At 25.9% G+C, this 20,371-nt stretch carries 18 protein-coding genes; 13 read left to right on the forward strand and 5 right to left on the reverse strand.

Going from position 1 to position 20,371, the window contains the following annotated elements; genetic code table 11:
* The first annotated feature begins 16 nt into the window (after window positions 1-16).
* Window positions 17-1,393, forward strand: coding sequence for a [FeFe] hydrogenase H-cluster radical SAM maturase HydG (gene hydG, locus ABCP60_RS03290; protein WP_092926210.1), 1,377 nt, complete (start codon window positions 17-19; stop codon window positions 1,391-1,393).
* 9 nt (window positions 1,394-1,402) lie between these two features.
* The gene (hydF, locus tag ABCP60_RS03295; RefSeq protein WP_343101229.1) at window positions 1,403-2,590 is read left to right on the forward strand and encodes a [FeFe] hydrogenase H-cluster maturation GTPase HydF; all 1,188 of its coding nucleotides are present in this window, start codon (window positions 1,403-1,405) and stop codon (window positions 2,588-2,590) included.
* 92 nt (window positions 2,591-2,682) lie between these two features.
* Here hydF and ABCP60_RS03300 read toward each other — a convergent pair whose 3' ends face one another.
* Window positions 2,683-3,159: a staygreen family protein gene (locus tag ABCP60_RS03300; protein ID WP_343101230.1), complete on the reverse strand. Its 477-nt coding sequence runs from the start codon at window positions 3,157-3,159 to the stop codon at window positions 2,683-2,685.
* 194 nt (window positions 3,160-3,353) lie between these two features.
* On the opposite strand from ABCP60_RS03300, the gene hcp reads away from it, so the two are divergent.
* From hcp to ABCP60_RS03315, 3 genes are all read left to right on the forward strand, one after another.
* On the forward strand, window positions 3,354-4,997 hold the full coding sequence (gene hcp, locus ABCP60_RS03305) for a hydroxylamine reductase (RefSeq protein ID WP_343101231.1): 1,644 nt from the start codon (window positions 3,354-3,356) through the stop codon (window positions 4,995-4,997).
* Window positions 4,998-5,091: 94 nt separating this feature from the next.
* Window positions 5,092-5,385, forward strand: a complete 294-nt coding sequence (locus tag ABCP60_RS03310; protein WP_195237097.1) for a cupin domain-containing protein — start codon at window positions 5,092-5,094, stop codon at window positions 5,383-5,385.
* A 29-nt stretch (window positions 5,386-5,414) separates the two neighbouring features.
* Window positions 5,415-5,603 carry a ferredoxin gene (locus ABCP60_RS03315; RefSeq protein ID WP_092926200.1) on the forward strand — a complete coding sequence of 63 codons (189 nt, stop codon included), beginning with the start codon at window positions 5,415-5,417 and terminating at the stop codon, window positions 5,601-5,603.
* A gap of 91 nt (window positions 5,604-5,694) precedes the next feature.
* Here the strand turns inward: ABCP60_RS03315 and ABCP60_RS03320 are convergent, their stop codons facing one another.
* Window positions 5,695-5,835 carry a hypothetical protein gene (locus ABCP60_RS03320; protein ID WP_343101232.1) on the reverse strand — a complete coding sequence of 47 codons (141 nt, stop codon included), beginning with the start codon at window positions 5,833-5,835 and terminating at the stop codon, window positions 5,695-5,697.
* Window positions 5,836-6,056: 221 nt separating this feature from the next.
* Window positions 6,057-6,593: a hypothetical protein gene (locus ABCP60_RS03325; RefSeq protein ID WP_343101233.1), complete on the reverse strand. Its 537-nt coding sequence runs from the start codon at window positions 6,591-6,593 to the stop codon at window positions 6,057-6,059.
* Between the two features lie 211 nt (window positions 6,594-6,804).
* On the opposite strand from ABCP60_RS03325, the gene ABCP60_RS03330 reads away from it, so the two are divergent.
* Window positions 6,805-7,449 (forward strand): hypothetical protein, encoded by a 645-nt coding sequence (locus tag ABCP60_RS03330; protein ID WP_343101234.1) that lies wholly within the window; start codon window positions 6,805-6,807, stop codon window positions 7,447-7,449.
* A 133-nt stretch (window positions 7,450-7,582) separates the two neighbouring features.
* On the forward strand, window positions 7,583-8,863 hold the full coding sequence (locus ABCP60_RS03335; RefSeq protein WP_092926194.1) for a DUF2974 domain-containing protein: 1,281 nt from the start codon (window positions 7,583-7,585) through the stop codon (window positions 8,861-8,863).
* A gap of 69 nt (window positions 8,864-8,932) precedes the next feature.
* Here the strand turns inward: ABCP60_RS03335 and cax are convergent, their stop codons facing one another.
* Window positions 8,933-9,979 carry a calcium/proton exchanger gene (cax, locus tag ABCP60_RS03340; RefSeq protein WP_343101235.1) on the reverse strand — a complete coding sequence of 349 codons (1,047 nt, stop codon included), beginning with the start codon at window positions 9,977-9,979 and terminating at the stop codon, window positions 8,933-8,935.
* 222 nt (window positions 9,980-10,201) lie between these two features.
* On the reverse strand, window positions 10,202-10,789 hold the full coding sequence (locus ABCP60_RS03345; protein WP_092926190.1) for a GNAT family N-acetyltransferase: 588 nt from the start codon (window positions 10,787-10,789) through the stop codon (window positions 10,202-10,204).
* Between the two features lie 658 nt (window positions 10,790-11,447).
* Between ABCP60_RS03345 and ABCP60_RS03350 the strand changes: the two genes are divergently transcribed.
* From ABCP60_RS03350 to ABCP60_RS03375, 6 genes are all read left to right on the forward strand, one after another.
* A complete protein-coding gene (locus ABCP60_RS03350) occupies window positions 11,448-12,683 on the forward strand; it encodes a VanW family protein (RefSeq protein WP_343101236.1) in 1,236 nt (411 codons plus the stop codon).
* 385 nt (window positions 12,684-13,068) lie between these two features.
* Window positions 13,069-13,617 carry a ferritin family protein gene (locus tag ABCP60_RS03355; protein ID WP_343101237.1) on the forward strand — a complete coding sequence of 183 codons (549 nt, stop codon included), beginning with the start codon at window positions 13,069-13,071 and terminating at the stop codon, window positions 13,615-13,617.
* Window positions 13,618-14,045: 428 nt separating this feature from the next.
* The gene (locus tag ABCP60_RS03360; RefSeq protein WP_343101238.1) at window positions 14,046-15,467 is read left to right on the forward strand and encodes an MATE family efflux transporter; all 1,422 of its coding nucleotides are present in this window, start codon (window positions 14,046-14,048) and stop codon (window positions 15,465-15,467) included.
* Window positions 15,468-15,644: 177 nt separating this feature from the next.
* Window positions 15,645-17,669, forward strand: coding sequence for a hypothetical protein (locus ABCP60_RS03365; RefSeq protein WP_343101239.1), 2,025 nt, complete (start codon window positions 15,645-15,647; stop codon window positions 17,667-17,669).
* 178 nt (window positions 17,670-17,847) lie between these two features.
* The gene (locus ABCP60_RS03370) at window positions 17,848-18,558 is read left to right on the forward strand and encodes a hypothetical protein (protein WP_343101240.1); all 711 of its coding nucleotides are present in this window, start codon (window positions 17,848-17,850) and stop codon (window positions 18,556-18,558) included.
* On the forward strand, window positions 18,551-20,371 hold the full coding sequence (locus ABCP60_RS03375; RefSeq protein ID WP_343101241.1) for a DUF2194 domain-containing protein: 1,821 nt from the start codon (window positions 18,551-18,553) through the stop codon (window positions 20,369-20,371). The genes ABCP60_RS03370 and ABCP60_RS03375 overlap by 8 nt, the downstream gene beginning before the upstream one ends.

Below are 20,371 nucleotides of genomic sequence, written 5' to 3' on the forward strand. Positions count from 1 at the left end.
AAAGGAGATGTTTTAAATGTTTATAGATCATGAATATATATACAAAATATTAGAGGAAACTAAAAATCCTTCAAATGAAGAGATAAAAGAAGTATTAAATAAAGCTAAAAAAAGAGAAGGATTATCTTATAAAGATATAGCAATACTTCTTCAAGCTGAAGATGAGAAAGATTTAGAAGAGATATATTCATTAGCAGGGCAAATTAAAAAAGACATCTATGGAAAAAGAATAGTAGTATTTGCACCACTTTATGTAAGTGATTACTGTGTAAATAACTGTGTGTACTGTGGTTATCAAAGAGATAATAAGTTTAATAGAAGAAGACTTACAATGGATGAAGTAGCAGAAGAAGTAAGAATACTTGAACAAATGGGACATAAAAGGTTAGCATTAGAACTTGGAGAGGACCCTGTTAATGCACCTATAGATTATGTATTAGAATGTTTAGATACAATATATAAAACTCAAAATGCAAATGGAGAAATAAGAAGAGTTAATGTAAATATAGCAGCGACTACTGTAGAAAATTATAAAGCTCTTCATGAGAAAGGGATAGGAACGTATATATTATTCCAAGAAACTTATCATAAGCCAACATATGATTTAATGCATCCTAAGTCTATAAAAGGAGATTATAATTATCATTTAACAGCTTTTGATAGAGCTATGCAGGCAGGAATAGATGATGTAGGAGCTGGAGTATTATTTGGACTAGCAGACCCTAGATTTGAAGTTTTAGGACTTATGATGCATAATGCTCACTTAGAAGAAAAATATGGTGTAGGATTCCATACTATATCAGTACCAAGACTTCAAGAAGCTAAGGGGGTTACGTTAGAAAATTATCCACATTTACTTAGTGATAAAATGTTTAAAAAGATAGTAGCAATACTTAGAATTGCAGTACCATTTACAGGACTTATACTTTCAACAAGAGAAACTCCAGCTATGAGAAAAGAACTATTAAAATATGGAGTAAGTCAAATATCTGCAGGTTCTTCAACTGGTGTTGGTGGATATAAGGAAAGAGAAGAAGGAAAAGAAACTAAACAGTTTAAGACTAATGATGAGAGAAGTCCTATAGAAATACTAAAAGAATTATTAAATGATGGATATATACCAAGTTACTGTACAGCATGTTATAGAAAAGGTAGAACTGGAGATAGATTTATGCAACTTGCCAAGTCTGGTAATATAAAATATGTATGTGAACCTAATGCACTTATGACACTTCATGAGTTTACATTAGACTATGGAGATAAAGAGTTATATGATAAAGCACAAGAAATAATAAACACTGAAGTCGAAAGTATAGAAAGAGAAGATATTAAATCTTATACAAAGGAAAGTTTAGGGAAAATGAAGTCTGGAGAAAGAGATTTCTATCTTTAGGAGGTAATTATGAACAATACTCCAAATGCAAATAGAAAACATATTGGGATATATGGTAATACTAATAGTGGTAAATCCTCTTTAATGAATAAAATATTAGGCCAAGAAATATCACTAGTATCTAGTGTAGAAGGAACAACAACAGACCCTGTTCAAAAGGCTATGGAGTTAATTCCTTTTGGTCCAGTATTATTAATAGATACAGCAGGTCTTGAAGATAAAAGTGAATTAGGCAAAATGAGGATTAAAAAAAGCTATGACTATTTAAAAAGATTAGACTTTGCTATGTATGTAGTAGACGGTAAAAATCCCGATATAAGTACATATAAGACTTGGAAGAGGGAAGCTAATAAATATAATATACCTCATATAGTAGTTGTAAATAAATTAGATAAGCTAAAAAACAATGAGATAGATAATATAAATAAAGAATTCAAAAATCCAATATATGTATCAGCTAAAGAAAATACTAATATAGATTCTTTAAAAGAAACTATTATAAAAAAATTAGAAACTGAAGAAGAAGATAGGCCAATAGTAGGAGACTTACTAGATTATGGTTCTAAAGTTGTATTAGTAGTACCAATAGATTCAGAAGCTCCTAAAGGTAGGATAATACTTCCACAAGTCCAAGTGATAAGAGATTGTTTAGATCATGGCATAAAGACTTATGTGGTAAGAGACACTGAACTAGTTGACGCAATAAAAGATTTAAAAGATATAGATTTAGTTATAACTGACTCACAAGCATTTAAAGAAGTAGATGCTATGATACCAAAGGATATGAAGCTTACAAGTTTTTCAATACTATTTGCTAGACAAAAAGGAGAGCTTAAAGATTTGATAAATGGAGCTAGAAAACTTAAAGACTTAAAACCAGGTCAAAAAGTATTAATGTGTGAAAGTTGTACCCACAATATAAGTCATGAGGATATTGGTAGAGTTAAAATACCTAAAATTCTAGAAAAAATAGCAGGTGGTAAGCTAGATTTTGATTTTAAGGTAGGTTATGACTTTGCTAATGACATAGAAAATTATGATTTAGTAATACACTGTGGGGCTTGTATGGTTAATAGAAAAAGTGTAATAAACAAAATAAATCTATGCAAAGAAAAAAATATACCTATAACTAACTATGGCTTAGTTATAGCTTACTTTACTGGGATACTAGATAGAAGTATTGAGATATTTAAATAAAATAAGGAGGAACGATTCGTTCCTCCTTATTTTATAAATTATACAAAGTACTAATCATTTTTTATAAATACCAATAAATTAAAAAATTATTTTTATTTAACAGATACATCTACTTTATCATCAATATAGTCTTTAATAAATTTATAAGGAACTATTTTATTAAATTGAGGGTAGGAGGAGATGAATCTAACATATACGGGAGCTTCATATAAGCTAGGATTAGCTTCTAGAAGACCTTTATCTCCATTAGCTACAGCACTTATAGACATAGGAAGAAGCTCTAAAAACTTTTCATATCGATATTTAGCCACATCATAAGGATAATCACCAACAAATACTGCAAAAGTTATTTGATACCTATCACCATATATAAAATACCATTGACTATATATTAAGTTTGTACTAGTAGTATATAAATCTAGATTATAAAAGTATGGTGAAATAGATAAATTAACTTCTCTTGGATTATCTAGGTGAAGTATATTATACCTTCTAAATCTAATAGGTGATGTAGATGTATATGGTGGTTCTATAACTACATTAACCTTAGATAAATTTAAATTTCTCAATATTATCACATCCTAATTTAGTTGTACTATATTATATTTTTTAAGACAACTTTTGTGATAGATATAACTAATCATGATTTATATTAATAAAAAATCTTATAAATTTTTATAAAATGTAACATACGTTACAGAAAAAATAACCAATAAGGAGTATCCTAAAGATAAGAAAACACAACAGTGATGGAGGAATAATTATGGAAAATAAAATGTTCTGTTTCCAATGTCAAGAAACAGCAGGATGTACAGGATGTACAAAATTTGGGGTATGTGGAAAATCACCAGATCTAGCAAGAATGCAAGATTTATTAATATATGTAACTAAAGGATTATCAGAGGTTACAACTAGACTTAGAAATGAAGGAAAAAAAGTAGCAGATGAAGTTAATAATTTAGTAACTATAAACTTATTTACAACAATAACTAATGCTAACTTTGATGATTCAGTATTCTATGAAAGAGTTGCAAAAACTTTATCAACTAAAGAAGAATTATTAGCTACATTAGAAAATAAAGAAAACTTATCAGAAGTAGCTTTATGGAATGCATCAACTAAAGAAGAAATGGATGAAAAATCAAGCAAAGTAGGAGTATTAGCTACTGAAAATGAAGATATAAGAAGTTTAAGAGAACTTATAATATATGGATTAAAAGGAATGTCTGCATATATGAAACATGCTAATGCACTAGGTTATGATAGTGAAGAAGTAAATGCATTTATGCAAAGTACATTAGCTAAGACTTTAGATAACACTTTAACAGCAGATGATTTAGTTGCATTAACACTAGAAACAGGTAAGGTTGGGGTAGATGCAATGGCTTTACTTGATAGTGCAAATACTGGAACTTATGGACATCCAGAAATAACTAAAGTTAATATAGGTGTTAGAAATAATCCAGGTATATTAATATCAGGACATGATTTAAAAGATTTAGAATTATTACTTAAGCAAACAGAAGGAACAGGAGTAGACGTATATACTCACTCAGAAATGTTACCAGCTCATTATTACCCAGCATTTAAAAAGTATTCACACTTTGTAGGTAACTATGGAAATGCTTGGTGGAAGCAAAAAGAAGAATTTGAAAGCTTCAATGGTCCAATATTAATGACTACAAACTGTATAGTTCCGCCAAAGGATAGTTACAAAGATAGAGTATACACTACTGGAGCAGCAGGATTTGCTGGATGTACTCATATAAAAGGAAATTCAGAAGATGATAAAGACTTCTCACAAATAATAGAACATGCTAAAAGATGTAAAGCACCAGTTGAAATAGAAACTGGAGAAATAGTAGGTGGATTTGCTCATAATCAAGTATTTGCACTTGCAGATAAAATAGTAGATGCTATAAAAACTGGAGCTATAAAGAGATTCTTTGTAATGGGTGGATGTGACGGAAGAGCTAAGTCAAGAAACTACTACACAGAATTTGCAAAAGCTATACCACAAGATACTGTTATATTAACAGCAGGATGTGCTAAATATAAATACAATAAATTACCATTAGGTGATATAAATGGAATACCAAGAGTATTAGATGCAGGACAATGTAATGACTCTTACTCATTAGCACTTATTGCATTAAAACTTAAAGAAGTATTTGAACTTGAAGATATAAATGATTTACCAATATCATTTAATATAGCTTGGTATGAACAAAAAGCTGTAATAGTATTATTATCATTATTATACTTAGGAGTTAAAAATATACACTTAGGACCAACATTACCAGCATTCTTATCACCAAATGTAGCTAAAGTTTTAGTTGAAAACTTTGGTATAGGTGGAATAACTAATGTTGAAGATGATTTAAAAATGTTCTTAGGAGAAAAATAGGTTATAAAAGTAATATTAATTATATAAGTTACTACTTATATAATTAATATTACTTAATATAAAAAGTTTCCTATAAAAAAAGGAGATGGATAAAATGAAACTAATTGCTACAAACTTAAATAATATAGAAACAAATAGAGAAATATTAGTTCAAAACGAAAAATTCAAAAATATACTTTTTAAATTTGAAAAAGGTAAAGGTTTACCAAATCATACTCATAATGGATATGCTACTGTTCAAGTTATAAGTGGAAGTGTTGATATTGAATTTAAGACAGGAGAAAAATTCGTTTTAAATCCAGGAGACTTTTTACCATTTGATGCAAGGGTAGAACATAATGTAATAGCAAGAGAGCTTAGTTCAATTCTTGTTACAATAATATTTTAAAAGATAGAAGATATAATAGGAGATATAAAATGAAAGCATTTGTAGATAGAGACACATGTATAGGATGTGAAGGTTGTGTAGGTATATGTCCAGATGTATTTAGCATGGATGATGAAGGGAAATCTGTACCAGTAACAACTGATATCCCTGAAAATGAAATAGAATCAGCTAATGATGCAATGGAAAATTGCCCTGTAGGTGCAATAACTATTGAATAAATATTATATTAAATTTATTATACATATATAGCAATACTAAAAAATCCAATAGACAAACTATTGGATTTTTTAATTTTGTATTATATTAATATTATTCTGTAATATTTTTTATTGTAAGTATTGCCTTCTTATCTATACCTGAATATTGAAAACCTATAACTTTAATTCCAGCAAATACAATTAATACTATCAAAACTATTCCTATGATTATTTTTCTATCTTTCGATTTCATTTGTTTATCCCCCACTGATTTACAATAATTTCATCTGTATTATATAATAATTGTATATTAATATAATTATATTATATAAAAAAGATATAGGACAAGTATATAATACACTTAATATCCTATATCTATGATACTATATTTAACTTTAATCTCTTTTTTAGTTATGTAAATTTTACTATTTACAAATAAAATTATAATTGTAAATAAAAAAATATACATACTACCTAAAGTTTAGCTAATTGTTCTTGAAATTTTGAAGAAACTCCATTTTCATTTTTGCAATTAAAATCACTTAATGTTGAAATCCATAAATCAATTACTGACTCAATTTTACTATTTACAATAGATGAAGGATCTATATCATTGAAACTTAAAATATTAGTTAATAGATATTTTTTTAGTTCATCTCTTTTTAAATAATCATCTACATTTTTGCACTTATCGCAATAATTAGAATATGTATTATAAATTTGACCTAAGTAACATTCTTTATCAGTAAGGTTATTTAATTCTTTTATTGTTTTTAGAGCATTTAAAAGATTTTCTACCTTATTATGAAGAGGAAAATCTAATTCAAGTTCTTCAACCTCATTGAAAAAATTATAAGAGAATGTTATTTCTGTTAGATCTTTCAATAGATTGTCGTTAAAACCTACTTCATTTTCTTTAACTTTTTGTACAAGCTCTTTTAATCTAATAGAAGTATACTCTATAGTAAAATTACATAATTGTTTTTCTAATGTTTTATTTTTATCTTGCATTTTTATTACTCCTTTTGATATTTAGTATATTTAATATGATACTCTTAAAAAATAGAAAAAACAGTAACTTATGTTACGGATTGGGTGGTATATAATGCAATATAATAAATACATAAATTGATAGTATTAATTTTAAAATTAATGAACAGATTACTAAATAAAGTTAAATAAAACTTAAAAACAATATCTTAATTAATAAAGGAGACAAAATATGAGTAGATTTTTAGCACCAATACACACTTGGTTATTTAATAAAGTAAAATTAAGTCAAGATTTAGAAGAACATATAGTAAGATTACACGCAGATAGATATCAAAAAGATGCATTAAAAATACAAGAAGAAGCAGTTACTTTATATGGAAAATATTTAGTAAATAAGCCATTAGAAGAATTAATAGATGTAGATAATATACATGGGTGGTTACAAGAAAGAATAAAAGAAGTTGAAAGTAGAACTGCATATATAGTGACTAAATATAAAGAGATATATGTAGAAGATAGTGTAGAACTTACAAAAAATGCATATACTCAACAAGCTATAGAATGTGCAAAAAATGAATCTAATAAAATAGATACACCAGAAAATGTATATGTTTCTTTAAATAATTATATATTAGCTGGTATGCCTTGTGATAGAGCAAGCTCTGTAATAGAAAAAAATGAAGAATATATAAAATATCAAGAAAATAAAGATATACACAAATCTAATTATGAACTAGGTAAAGGAGATTTAGAATATCTATATAATCTTAGAGAATTATGGATAAAATCATTTGTTGAAAATCTAGGTATTAGATATGCTTATGAAAGTAAAGTTAGTGGAAGTATTAGTGATAATAAAATTATAAAGCTATAAATTAAAAAGTAGTTGAAGAATTTTTTGATTTTTCAGCTACTTTTTACATGTAGGGAAATGTTATTATATAAAAAATTACAAATAGCATAAAATATTAACAAAATAATATTATATAAAAAATAGGTGATAAACTATGATAAAAAGAATATTTTGTGCAACTTTAATTTTATTTTTTATTATTAGCACGGTAGTTTACGGTAATGGGCAATTAAAAACAAACAAAAATAATAAAGAAATGTTAGAAAATTTATTAGATGAAGACAATATTTTATGGAGAATTGACAGTGATAATGATGGAATAACAGATGCGCTTGAAGAAATAATAGGGAGTAATAAATATAAAAAAGATAGTGATGAAGATGGATTAAATGATAAGATTGAAATTGAACTAAATCTTAATCCAAATAAAAAAGATAGTGATAATAATGGGGTAGAAGATAAAGATGAAGATTTTGATAATGATGGTAAAAGTAATGAATATGAATTAAAATATAAAACTAATCCAAAATTAAATGATAAATTTATAACTCCGCGATTTAGAAATAAAAATGTAAAAGTAAATGGTGAGATGTTACTTGAAAGCTGTAAGTTAAGTTATGAAGGTATAGAAAAAATGAAAGTAGGAAAAACAGTAAAAGAAGTATTTGGAAAAAATTATGATCTTTTAAGTGATTTTACTATAATAAGAACTACAGGACATACTAAAGGTTTTTCTGCTATAGCTTTAAAAAATGGAGATGCTTTGATAATAGCTTATCAAGCTAGTAAAGATTATAAGGATTGGTTAGGTAATTTCTTAACGCAATTTATGCCTCATCCTCAAAGAAATGCTTGTATAGAATTTCTTACTCCACTTATAAATAAAGAAGATAAAATATATATAACAGGTCATTCACTAGGAGGACTTTTAACTCAATACGCTGTATATGAACTTTACAACAATGGTTATAAAAATATAAAAGGAATAACTTTTAATGCTGCTAATAATATGAATCCTAATCATATAAAAGGTGAATATGGACCCTTAATACTCAAAAAAAGTTTAGTAGGATATTATATATCAGCTTATGTAGATATACTCTCAGAAACAGATGAAAAAATTAAAGATAAAAAAGAATTAATTGAGTTTTTTGATAAATCAATAGAATCAGATGGATTTATAGATATTAATGATAAAAAATGGAGAAGTAGTGATTTTTTTATAAATTATGATAAATTTATAGAAAACTATATAGTCAAAGGAGACCCTTTATATACAATAATAAATGGAGGATATTTAGGTAAATATAATAAAAAAGATTATGGATATAAAAATAAAGAAATTATAAAAAATGAAAAAGATTTCTCCAATGCTCATAGAATTGAAAATTTTGAAAATGATATTGACTTAAAAAAATCAATAGAAATAAATTAAAATATAAAAGCACCTATGTAGCTAAAAACTTACTTAGGTGCTTTTATATTTTAATACAATCATACTACTTTATAATATGAAAAAGCCTGCTGCTATTATAAAGTACACAGAAAGTAATTGGACCCCTTCTAGCCAATTGCTTTCTCCATCGCTAGCAACTCTATTAACAATAAGAACTGCAAAAATAAGAGACACTAATTCAAAAGGGTTAAATACTATGCTCATAGGAGTAAATAGTAAGCTTAAAAATATTAAAACTGGAGCAACAAATAATATTATTTGTAAACTTGAGCCAATTGCAATTTCAACTGATACATCCATTTTATCTTTCATAGCCATAACAATAGCTGTAGAATGTTCTGCTGCATTTCCTATAATAGGTATAAGAATTATACCAACAAAGAATTCACTAAGTCCAAGAGTTTTAGTTAAAGAATCTATACCACTAACTAAAAATTCACTTTCAATAGCTATAAATATAGTAGCTAGAGCAAGCACTATAATAGATTTTTTTAATGTCCATTTAGTGCTACCTTCATCATCACTATGGTTTATAGAATATATATCTTTATGAGTAAAGAATGAGAAAACTAAACTTAATATATATATAGTAAACATAATTATTGCAACTACCACGCTAAGACCTTCATATTTAGTATTTAAAAGGGAAGGATCAATAGTATGTGTAAAAACAGCAGGAATACAAAGTCCTATAACTGCAAATAAAAGCATACTAGATGATACTTCTACAACCTTTTTATTAAAGGTTTGATTTTTATGCTTTATACCACCAAATAGCATGCTAGCTCCTAAAACTAATAATATATTTCCTATAACTGAGCCAGCAATAGAAGATTTTACAACATCAAATAAGCCAGCTTTTAAAGCAAAGAATGAAATTATAAGTTCTGTTGCATTTCCAAAGGTCGCATTTAAAAAACCTCCTATTTTAGGACCTGTATAAAAAGAAATTTCTTCAGTTGCTTCACCCATAAGACCAGCAAGTGGTATTATCGATAAAGCAGCCAAAATAAACATAAGAGTAGGTGGGAAATGCATAAATTCACCTACAAAGCTTATAGGTATGAAAATTAATAAGTATTTTAAAATATTCATATATACCTCCATATATATTTGAAAATGATTAGAATTATAACTATTATACCATTTATTACCTAAATATACATAAATAAAAAGTTATAAAGTTAGGATATACATTTATCACTTAAAATACTCAAATAATTTTTAAATTAAGATAAATAAAAGGCATCTTTATATAGCCAAGTGTTATAACTAGGTTGCATAAAGATGCCTTCAAGATAAGTACATAAAATAGTACTATGCAGTAAATTCTTCTTCAGAAAGTTCTACTAATCTTTTTGTAAGTATATTTCTTTTTATACCGTATTCATTTTCTCTCTCAAATTGTATTTCAAATCCAAGTTTTAAAACTGTATTTAAGCTAAAAATATTTTCTGTAGCTATAGCAGTTATTATAAAGTCTTTACCTCTAAGTAAAGATTCTTCTATTCTAGTTTCCATAAGTGTTCTGTGAAGAGCATTTCCTCGATAAACAGGGTCTACCATCACATATCCAGATACATAGCTAGAATTAATATCTAAATCATCTAGCCCTAGCTCGTAAAGATAATCTAAATAATCTCCACTAGGAGCTTCACAAAGAGCTGAAGCAACTAAAGTTTCTTCAACATAACAACCAATTATAAATCCACCTTTATCTAAAACATCCATCAAATAAAGCTCATCACGAGACTTTAACCAATTTTTATTATCTAGAGCATCACTCACCCTATTGTATAAATTAGTAACATCATTAAAGTTAGTTGCTGTTATATAACATACATCAGCATATAAGTTTTCACATAGTTCTCCATTAAATTTAGATAACTTTACTCTTTTTATCATAATAGACACCATTTGTTCACACAAGTTCGCTAGGCTTATGCAGTTTCTTAAAAAACTTCTCATACTTTCATATGAGAGCAGACTATTTCTTCACCCTCGACATTACTCGTTAGGGGCAACCTACTTCCACTATCAATCGCTTATAGTGTACGAGATAAATCTCTAGTCGTTGAAGGTTTCCCTATTCGGGACTTCCCTGCAAGAACATCCATTGTTTTGGTACTTAGGGTTTAACCATATACCATCCTAAGACTTCTTTCTACTTTCGTTCCTTCACGCTTAAAGCTATTCGCTTTTACGTTGTGGCACTTAGGCTTTAGGAATTACCTGCAATTCAGGTTGTACCATATGCAGATTTCTCTACATACGAGGCTAAGCTTACCTCTTTTCTTATTTTAAAAATACAAATATTATTAGATGGATTTCAATTTAATATTCATTGATAATTTATTATAACATAATACTTAAAAAAGTATATTAAAAATTATATTTTTTTATAAAAAAATTTAAATATTAAATGAAATTTCAAAAATACCATAATAATTCAAATTTCAAAATTGAAATTAAAGTTGAATCAATTTGAAATCATTGCTATATATAGGAATATAAAATATTTAAGAGGAGAAAATAATAAAGACAACAAATTAAGGAGAAAAATATGACTACTAAAATAAACAAAATAACTATTGTACTTATACTAGTTATAATATCACTTTTTAATTTAGGTATGAAAAAAAATGAAATTATAAAAGATCCTAAAATATTTAAAAATATATATATAGAAGATATTAATGTAGAAGACTTAACTACAAGGCAAGCAGAAGATAAAATAAATAAATATTATCATCCTAAAAATATAAATATAAGATACAATCAAAAAACATGGGTAATAAATAAAGATATAATAAAATTAAATTATAATGTAGATAAAGCAGTAAAATTAGCAAAAGATTATACAAGAACTGAGGATAATTTATTAAATCTAAGAAGAATATTTGATTTAGCTATAAAAAAACAACATAAAATAAAGCTAAAAGCATCATATGATGAAGCTAAGCTTAGTGAAATAATAGAATCTATAAAAGAAGAAATAGATAAAAGTGAGATAGATGCTACTGTAAGTATAAGTGAAAGTTCACAAATAAAAACAACTGAGTCAAAAGATGGGTTAGAAGTAGATGTTTCTAAGTTAAAAGAAAAAATATATGAAATGATAAAAGAAAAAGAAATAAAAGATATATATCTTCCTGTTAAAGTAATAAAGCCCAAAATTAATACATCAGATGTAAAAAGTATTAATGCTATATTAGGCCAATATAGTACTAGCTTTAATGATAAAAGTTCAAGAGGAAACAATATATATATAGCAGGAAAGAGTACAAGTGATATAGTTATAATGCCAAATGAAACTTTTTCATATAATTCAGCTACAGGACCTAGAACTTGGTCTAATGGATATAAAAGTGCAAAAGTTATAGTAGGAGGTAAATATGTAAACGGAGAAGGTGGAGGAGTTTGTCAAGTTTCAACTACAATATATAATGCAGCTCTTATATCTAATATGGAAATAGTAGAAGTACACAATCATACTTATCCATCTAGATATGCACCTAGAGGAAAAGATGCAGCAGTATCCTACGGTTATATAGATTTTAAGTTTAAAAATCCATATAGTCATCCAGTTTATATAAAAAATATAATAAAAAATGGAGCTATAACAACTAAAATATATGGATGTGATAAAGATAGAGAGAAGTTATATATAAGGACTGATGAAAAACATGAAGAAGAAAAAATATATGTAAATATTTATAGAGTATATTTAGATAATAACAATCAAAAAGAACGAGAAGAATTAGTAGCTAAAAGCATATATAAAATAAAAAACCAGTAATTATTTTTTACTGGTTTTTTGCATGAAATTAAAATATTTTTTCATCTTAAAATTTAATTAAGTATACAAAAAAATATACGGTTAATTTATTTAAAATTAAAAAAATAAAAAAATTTTCTAAATATTGTAATTTTACTTATAAAATGCAAAAAAAAATGTATAATATAGTAAGAAAACTAATTATAGTGATAATGTTGCGTTTTTTTTATAATATTTAGAAATATAACTATATTTCTAAATATTATAAAAAATAAAATTTGGATGATATATATTGTTTATATAATAAAAAGCAAGGGTATATAAAAAATACAAGTATATAAAAAATGCAATAATTAAAATTAACTAAAAATTAAGATAAATTAAAAATTTTGGAGGTATTGTTGTTATGAGAAAATTTGTATGCACAGTTTGTGGTTATGTTTATGAAGGTGAAAACTTGCCTATATCTTGTCCAGTATGTAATGTAGGAAGTGAAAAGTTTGAAGAAATGAATAGTAAATTAATATGGGCTGATGAACATAGAATAGGTATAGCTAAGGGGATAGATGAAGAAATACTAGAGGGGCTTAGAGCTAATTTTGTTGGAGAATGTACTGAAGTTGGAATGTATATAGCAATGAGCCGCCAAGCAGATAGAGAGGGATATCCAGAAATTGCAGAAGCTTATTTAAGAATAGCTTATGAAGAAGCTGAACATGCAGCAAAATTTGCTGAACTTTTAGGAGAAGTTGTTGTTGCAGATACTAAGTCTAACCTAGAAGCAAGGGTTGAGGCTGAATATGGTGCAACAGATGGAAAATTAAAACTTGCAAAAAAAGCAAAGCGATTAGGCTTAGATGCAATACATGATACAGTTCATGAAATGTGTAAGGACGAAGCAAGACATGGTAAAGCATTTTTAGGATTATTAAAAAGACATTTTAGCAATAAATAGTAAGTAAGGCTATCTTTAAAAGATAGCCTTTTTTACGCTCAAGGAAATTATGATACTTAAAAAACTGTGGATAACTATTGAGGTTTAAGTGTTTGCAGAGCGTAAAAAAGACATTTTGAGCAACGGACTAAGTCGTTGGCGACATGAGCGAAGCGAATTTTTTATATATAAAAAATTGTATAATTTATAAAAGTGATATAAATAGGCATAATTAAAATGAAATAAAATTTTAATGAAAAATTTAAACAGAAGTTATTTAAAAAAATTTTAAGTCATATTATAAATAATGGAATATAGATTAAAAACTTTTAAGTATCACAAAACTTGTCACAAATAGTTTATAAGAAATAGTAGAACAATAACTATAAATATATATTAAAATTTAGAATCTATATTAATATAAAGAAAATTATAAAAGGAGAGTCTAAATGCATTCACAAACTGAACTAGGAGTAAAACATGTCAATTCTTTATTATTTAAGTATTCAGTACCAGCAATTATAGGAATGCTTGTTAATGCCTTATATAATGTAATAGATAGAATGTTTATAGGAAAAATTCCTGGAGTTGGACCACTTGCTATAACAGGCCTTGGAATAACTATGCCAATAGCTACCATAATACTTGCATTTGGAATGTTAATAGGTATTGGGACAACTACTAACATATCTATCAAACTTGGCCAAAAGAAAAATTATGAAGCAGAAGTACTGCTAGGAAATGCAGTAACATTATCCTTAATAATAGGTATTATATTAACTATAATAGGTATTATATTTAGTGAAGATATTCTTATACTATTTGGTGCTAGTGAAAATACTTTAATATATGCAAAAACTTATATAGATATAATCCTTGTAGGAAGTGTAGTTAACTTACTTTCTTTTTCTCTGTATCATTCTATAAGAGCAGACGGAAATCCTAGGATATCATCAGGAATCATGATTCTAGGGTGCATATTAAATGCAAGTTTAGATTATTTATTTATATTTATTTTTAATTTAGGAATACAAGGAGCGGCTCTAGCTACTATAATAGCGCAATGTGTAACGGCGATACTTACTATTTTGTATTATCTATCTAAAAAATCTAATTTAAAAATAAGGAAAAATAATTTAATATTAAGAAAAGATTTAGTAATTAGCACATTTGCTATAGGTATGTCGCCATTTTTTATGCAGTTAGCTGCAAGCTTAGTTCAAGTTATATCTAATAATGCACTAAGAACTTATGGCGGAGACTTAGCTATTGGTGCAATGACAACAATTTCTTCTATAGCTATGATATTTTTAATGCCTATATTTGGACTTAACCAAGGTGCACAACCTATAATTGGATACAACTATGGAGCTAAAAAATATAATAGAGTCAAAAAAGCATATTTAATGTCTTTAAGCGTAGCAACAATTATATTGTTTATAGGTACATTTTTTATACAAATGTATCCAAAATTTTTTATTGGATTATTCAATAAAGATGAAGAGCTTATGAAAATATCCATACAAGGAATTAGAATCTATTTGTTTATGATGCCAATCGTTGGTATATCAATAACTGGAAGTAACTTTATACAGTCTATAGGTAAGGCTAAAATTGCTATGCTCTTAAGTTTACTTAGACAAGTAATACTTTTAATACCATTTATATTAATACTCCCACAATTTTTAGGACTTAATGGTGTATGGTTATCTCAAGCTTTAGCAGATTTAATATCTACTATACTTACTATAATAGTCTTATACAAAGAATTAAGAAGTTATAAGATATTAAATGATGAAGGAAAAGATATATTAAAAGCTGAGTTAGAAGAATATGCATTAGAAAAAGACAGTGATAAGGATGAAAAGTAGCTTATATTAGCTACTTTTTTAATAGAAAGAAAATTATAATTTTTTCATTTTATATATAATTTGAAATATTTAATCTTTTATTGAAATATATGACAAATAGATTAATCTACACAAAAAATCGACTAAAAGTGCTAAAATATTATGATGAAAGTAATATTTATAAAAAGGTGGTGTAAGATGAAAATACTTATTGTGGGGAGGGTTGATTCTCTAATAAAATCAATAGCTCATAGATTCTATAAAGAGGGAAGCAAAGTGTTTATTTTAAGTGATGATGAATTAAGAGAACCATATTATAAAAATTATAAACTAGATTCATTAAATTATAAATATGATTATATATTTAAAAATACACACTTTGATAAAGTTATATATATAAATCATAATATTGAAAGTAGTATATTGTTAAATATTTTAGAGTTATCTAAAACTTATGAAACCTCTCAAATTATAATGGTAAATTTAAAGAATAAAAGTAAAGAACATATACTTTGTGAGAATATTTTTAGAGAATTTAAAAGATTATATGATATAAATATGTCTATTTTATACATAGATAGAGTATATGGTGAAGTAAATTTAAAAGAAAAAGAAGATATAGTATTAAACATAATTAAAGATGTAGTAGATAATAAAAATAAGAATTATGATAATAGCTTAAAAAATGGATATATTCACTATTTAGATGTGGAAGAGGCTGTATATTTATTATCTAAATATAATAAAAATAAAGAGTATTATATTTGTGGGTATGAATTAGCTAGTGATAAAGACATATATAATTTAGTATTAAGTACTATAAAAAATAAAGATAGTTATATATTAGAAAAAATAAATACTAAAGGATTTAAGGAATTTAAAGAAGATACTAACTTTTATATAAAATTTAGTTTAGGTAAAGAGATAATAACTATATACAATAAGTATATAAATGAATCTAATAGTACTGAAAAAATAAAAGCAATTAAAAAAGATAAAAAACAAAATGAATTTATAAAAGTAACTAAGCCCTATGTAGAAAACATAGGTATGTTTTTGATTGTATGCTTTATATCTTCATTTTTATCTAAGAATAATTCAATATTTACTATAATAGACTTAAAAATTATATATATAATTGTAATAGGTATGATGCATGGAATGAAGCAATCTGTAATAGCATCTATATTATCTTGTTTATTATTAATATTAAACCAATTATCACAGGGAATATCTATTATATCAATATTTGTACTTAGTCAATCTTTAGTTCAAATGTTAATGTATGTATTGCTAGGAATATATACAGGATATGCTAGTGACTTTAAGAACAATCAAATAAAAGAATTAAAAAGAATAAATGAAGAAAAAAATAGTAAATATGAATTTTTAGAAGATATATACAACTCAACATACGAAGAAAAAAGAGAGTTAGAAGAAAAAGTTATAAGCTCTAAGGATAGTTTTGGTAAGATATATTCTTATGTAAAAGAGCTAGATAGTTTAAAGCCTCAATATATATTAAGATCATCTATAGATATTATGGAAGAGTTTTTAGAAAATAATAATATATCTATATATACTTTAAATAATGATTACTTAAGGCTTAATGTAAAATCTAATAATAAGGATTTTAACCCACTAAAAAGTATCAAAATAAATGATTTATACGAAGCTAAAGATAAACTACTAAATAAAGAAATATATATAAATAAAAACTTAAATCCAAAGTTACCTTCTATGGTAGCACCAATAGTAAAAGACAATAAAATAATAAGTATTATAATGGTAGATAAAATTAAGTTTTCAAAGATGAATTTATACTATCAAAATCTATTTAAAGTTATAGTAAGTTTAATTGAGACATCTATAATAAAAGCTTATAATTACGAAGAAGCAACTATAAAGCAAAGATATATAGACGAAACTATCTTTTTAAGAAAAGAGTATCTAAAAAGTGCCTTAAAAGTATGTGAGATATCTAAGAAAGAGAAGAAATCAGATTATACACTTTTAAAAGTTGATATGTTAAATGATATTAACTATTTATCTAAAGAAATATCTAAGTGCATAAGAAGTACTGATTTAGCTGGAGTATGTAATAATCATGTATACATAATACTTAACAATACTAATAAAGAAGAAAGTAGTGTAGTAGTAAGCAGATTGATAGGTAAAAATCTAACAGTAAAAATAGTAGATGGAGTAGATGAAGATGATTAAAATATATGTCATTAATTTTTTAATAGGTCTATTTATACTACTACTTATGAAAATTTTTAGAGTGAAAAATGCTTACACCAATTTCTTACTAATTATAGCTATTCCTTTTTTAGGTATTATATATATATTGTTTATTTATTTATTTAAATTTTTTATTAAAAGTGACAATGGACAGTATTTGATAGATAAAGAAAATGAGTATGATAGAAATATAAGTTTGCTTATTAGAGAAGCAGAGCTTAAAAATAAAAAAGATTTAATACCAATAGAAGATGCACTAAATTTAAATGACCATAGTATAAAAAGAAATCTAGTTATAGAAATGCTAAAAGAAGATTCATATAAATACTTAGAATTTTTATTAAAAGCGCTTAAAGATGAAGATAGTGAGACGTCACACTATGCAGCAACGGCTATAACGCAGCTTAAAAGTAAGCTTACTGTTGCTATACAAGATATGGAAGTTGAGTATTATAAAAACTCTAAGAATAAAGAGGTGAGCAAAGAGTATATAAAAGCGCTCAAAGAATGTATAGATAGTAATTTAATAGACAAAAAAGAAAGAACGAGGTTAACTTATAGCTATAAATTAGCATTAGAAAACTATATAAGAGGCATAGAAGATGATGAAAATTACTTAAATGAGCTTATAAAAATATATATAGATATTAAAAGCTATGATAAAGCTATAATATATTCTTATAAGTATATGAAAAAATTTGTACAAAGTTATAAACCATATATGTTTTTATTAGAGGTTTACTATACACTTAACGATAAAAAAAATTTTGAAAAAGTTATAAAGTCATTAAGAGAATCTGATATTAAATTAGACAAAGAAGGATTAGATATACTAAGATTTTGGATAGAAGGTGATAATAGTGTTTAGAAAAAGATTTATAATAACTTTTACATCTATAATTTTAGTTTTAGGTTTTTTAATATCTCTTATGAAAAATAACTATATATTTGATAAAATTCAAAATACAAAAACCACAAGCTTAGATAAAAAAGTATACACATCAAAAAAATATGAAAGTGCTAGTAAGAAATACACTGAAAAGTTTTTACTACTAAGTGATGAGAGTGAAGAATCTAAAAAGGTTGAAGGAAATTTTAATGAGATTATAAAATCTATGGATAAGTCTATAGTAAATGAAAATATTAAAAATTTTAATGGTGATATAAATGGATATAAAGCAGTTATAATAAATTCTGAAAGATTACAAGAGTTTAGTTACTTAGATGAACTTATAAATTATGCTAAATCAGGAGGAAACTTAATATTTGCACAAAGGCCATTGATTAGTGATAATATAAAAAGATATTCAAGTGAATTAGGAATAGAAAGTATTAATGAGCTAATAGAAGCAGAGAATATGTATGTTAAATCTAATATACTTATAAAAGGTAAGGGCCTTAAAAGAACTGAAGATACAGAAAATAGCTCTTTAGATGTTAAGTTAAAAAAAGGTGTTAAGGTTCATATAAGTGCTGATAATAATATACCTCTACTTTGGGAGGAAGAGTTAGGTAGTGGTAAAGTAATATTTTCAAATGGACAGTTTTTAGGTGAAAAGTCTAATCGAGGTATATTAACTGGTATACTTTATAGAACTGGAGATGAGTTTATATATCCTATTATAAACTCTAAGGTTTTAGATATAGATGATTTCCCAGCTCCAATGCCTAATGGAAATTCAGATATAATTTATAAATATTATCATGTTAATGATGAAAAATTCTTTGTTAATATATGGTGGCCAGATATTGTTAGAATGTGTGAAAATTACAATGCAGTTCCAACAGGTTTTTTAATATACAACTACGAAGATGTAACAAATAATATAGAAAAGTTTAATGGAGATGTATATTCTAAAAATTTAGTAACTTTAGGTAGAAATTTACTAAAGGTTGGTGGAGAAATAGGTATACATGGATTTAATCATCAGCCACTTACTACTAATAAATACTTAGTAGGTAAAGAACTTGGATATAAGCCATGGAAAAGCTACGATGAAATGTTAAAAGCGCAGAGAGCTTTAAATAAATTTATACATGAGATATACCCAAACTATATAATAAGGGGATATGTACCACCATCTAATATTATAACAGAAGAAGGTATAAAAGCCTTAAAAAAAGGTATACCAAGTATTAATGTTATAGCATCTTTATATGTAGCAGGTAACGATGAACTAGCTTATGAACAAGAGTTTTCAAAAGGAAAAGATGGAATATACAATTTTCCTAGATATAGTTCAGGTTATGATTTTGAAGAATTTGAAAAGTGGATGATATACAATGGCATAACTATAAATGGAGTATTTTCTCACTTTATACATCCAGATGACATATTAGATCCAGAAAGAAATCATGGTATGAGCTGGGAAGAACTTAAAAAGGACTTTGAAAAAATTATGGCGATAGTTTATAAAGACTTTAGATGGTTAGAGGCTGATACTATATCTCAAGGTGTAAAATCCTTAGACACTTATCTAAAAACTAAAAGTGTATTTTCTTATGAAAAAAATAATATAAAAGGATATTCAAAAGATACTTCAAAGAATGATTATTATATACTTAGAAGTGATAAAGAGATAATAAAAACTAAAGGATGTAGTTATAAAAAAATAGATGAAGATATTTACCTTATACATTCAACTAATACTGATTTTAGTATAACAACAGGAGGTAAATAA

This window comes from Romboutsia sp. MSSM.1001216sp_RTP31141st1_G3_RTP31141_220114 (genome assembly GCF_039031195.1).
In the GTDB taxonomy this organism is placed as follows: domain Bacteria; phylum Bacillota; class Clostridia; order Peptostreptococcales; family Peptostreptococcaceae; genus Romboutsia_C; species Romboutsia_C hominis.

Excerpts from the sequence above, each read along its gene's own strand:
- hydG (WP_092926210.1), top strand. The coding sequence starts at position 17 with ATGTTTATAGATCATGAATATATATACAAAATATTAGAGGAAACTAAA.
- hydF (WP_343101229.1), top strand. The coding sequence starts at position 1,403 with ATGAACAATACTCCAAATGCAAATAGAAAACATATTGGGATATATGGT.
- hcp (WP_343101231.1), top strand. The coding sequence starts at position 3,354 with ATGGAAAATAAAATGTTCTGTTTCCAATGTCAAGAAACAGCAGGATGT.
- ABCP60_RS03310 (WP_195237097.1), top strand. The coding sequence starts at position 5,092 with ATGAAACTAATTGCTACAAACTTAAATAATATAGAAACAAATAGAGAA.
- ABCP60_RS03315 (WP_092926200.1), top strand. The coding sequence starts at position 5,415 with ATGAAAGCATTTGTAGATAGAGACACATGTATAGGATGTGAAGGTTGT.
- ABCP60_RS03320 (WP_343101232.1), bottom strand. The coding sequence starts at position 5,835 with ATGAAATCGAAAGATAGAAAAATAATCATAGGAATAGTTTTGATAGTA.
- ABCP60_RS03325 (WP_343101233.1), bottom strand. The coding sequence starts at position 6,593 with ATGCAAGATAAAAATAAAACATTAGAAAAACAATTATGTAATTTTACT.
- ABCP60_RS03330 (WP_343101234.1), top strand. The coding sequence starts at position 6,805 with ATGAGTAGATTTTTAGCACCAATACACACTTGGTTATTTAATAAAGTA.
- ABCP60_RS03335 (WP_092926194.1), top strand. The coding sequence starts at position 7,583 with ATGATAAAAAGAATATTTTGTGCAACTTTAATTTTATTTTTTATTATT.
- cax (WP_343101235.1), bottom strand. The coding sequence starts at position 9,979 with ATGAATATTTTAAAATACTTATTAATTTTCATACCTATAAGCTTTGTA.
- ABCP60_RS03345 (WP_092926190.1), bottom strand. The coding sequence starts at position 10,789 with ATGATAAAAAGAGTAAAGTTATCTAAATTTAATGGAGAACTATGTGAA.
- ABCP60_RS03350 (WP_343101236.1), top strand. The coding sequence starts at position 11,448 with ATGACTACTAAAATAAACAAAATAACTATTGTACTTATACTAGTTATA.
- ABCP60_RS03355 (WP_343101237.1), top strand. The coding sequence starts at position 13,069 with ATGAGAAAATTTGTATGCACAGTTTGTGGTTATGTTTATGAAGGTGAA.
- ABCP60_RS03360 (WP_343101238.1), top strand. The coding sequence starts at position 14,046 with ATGCATTCACAAACTGAACTAGGAGTAAAACATGTCAATTCTTTATTA.
- ABCP60_RS03365 (WP_343101239.1), top strand. The coding sequence starts at position 15,645 with ATGAAAATACTTATTGTGGGGAGGGTTGATTCTCTAATAAAATCAATA.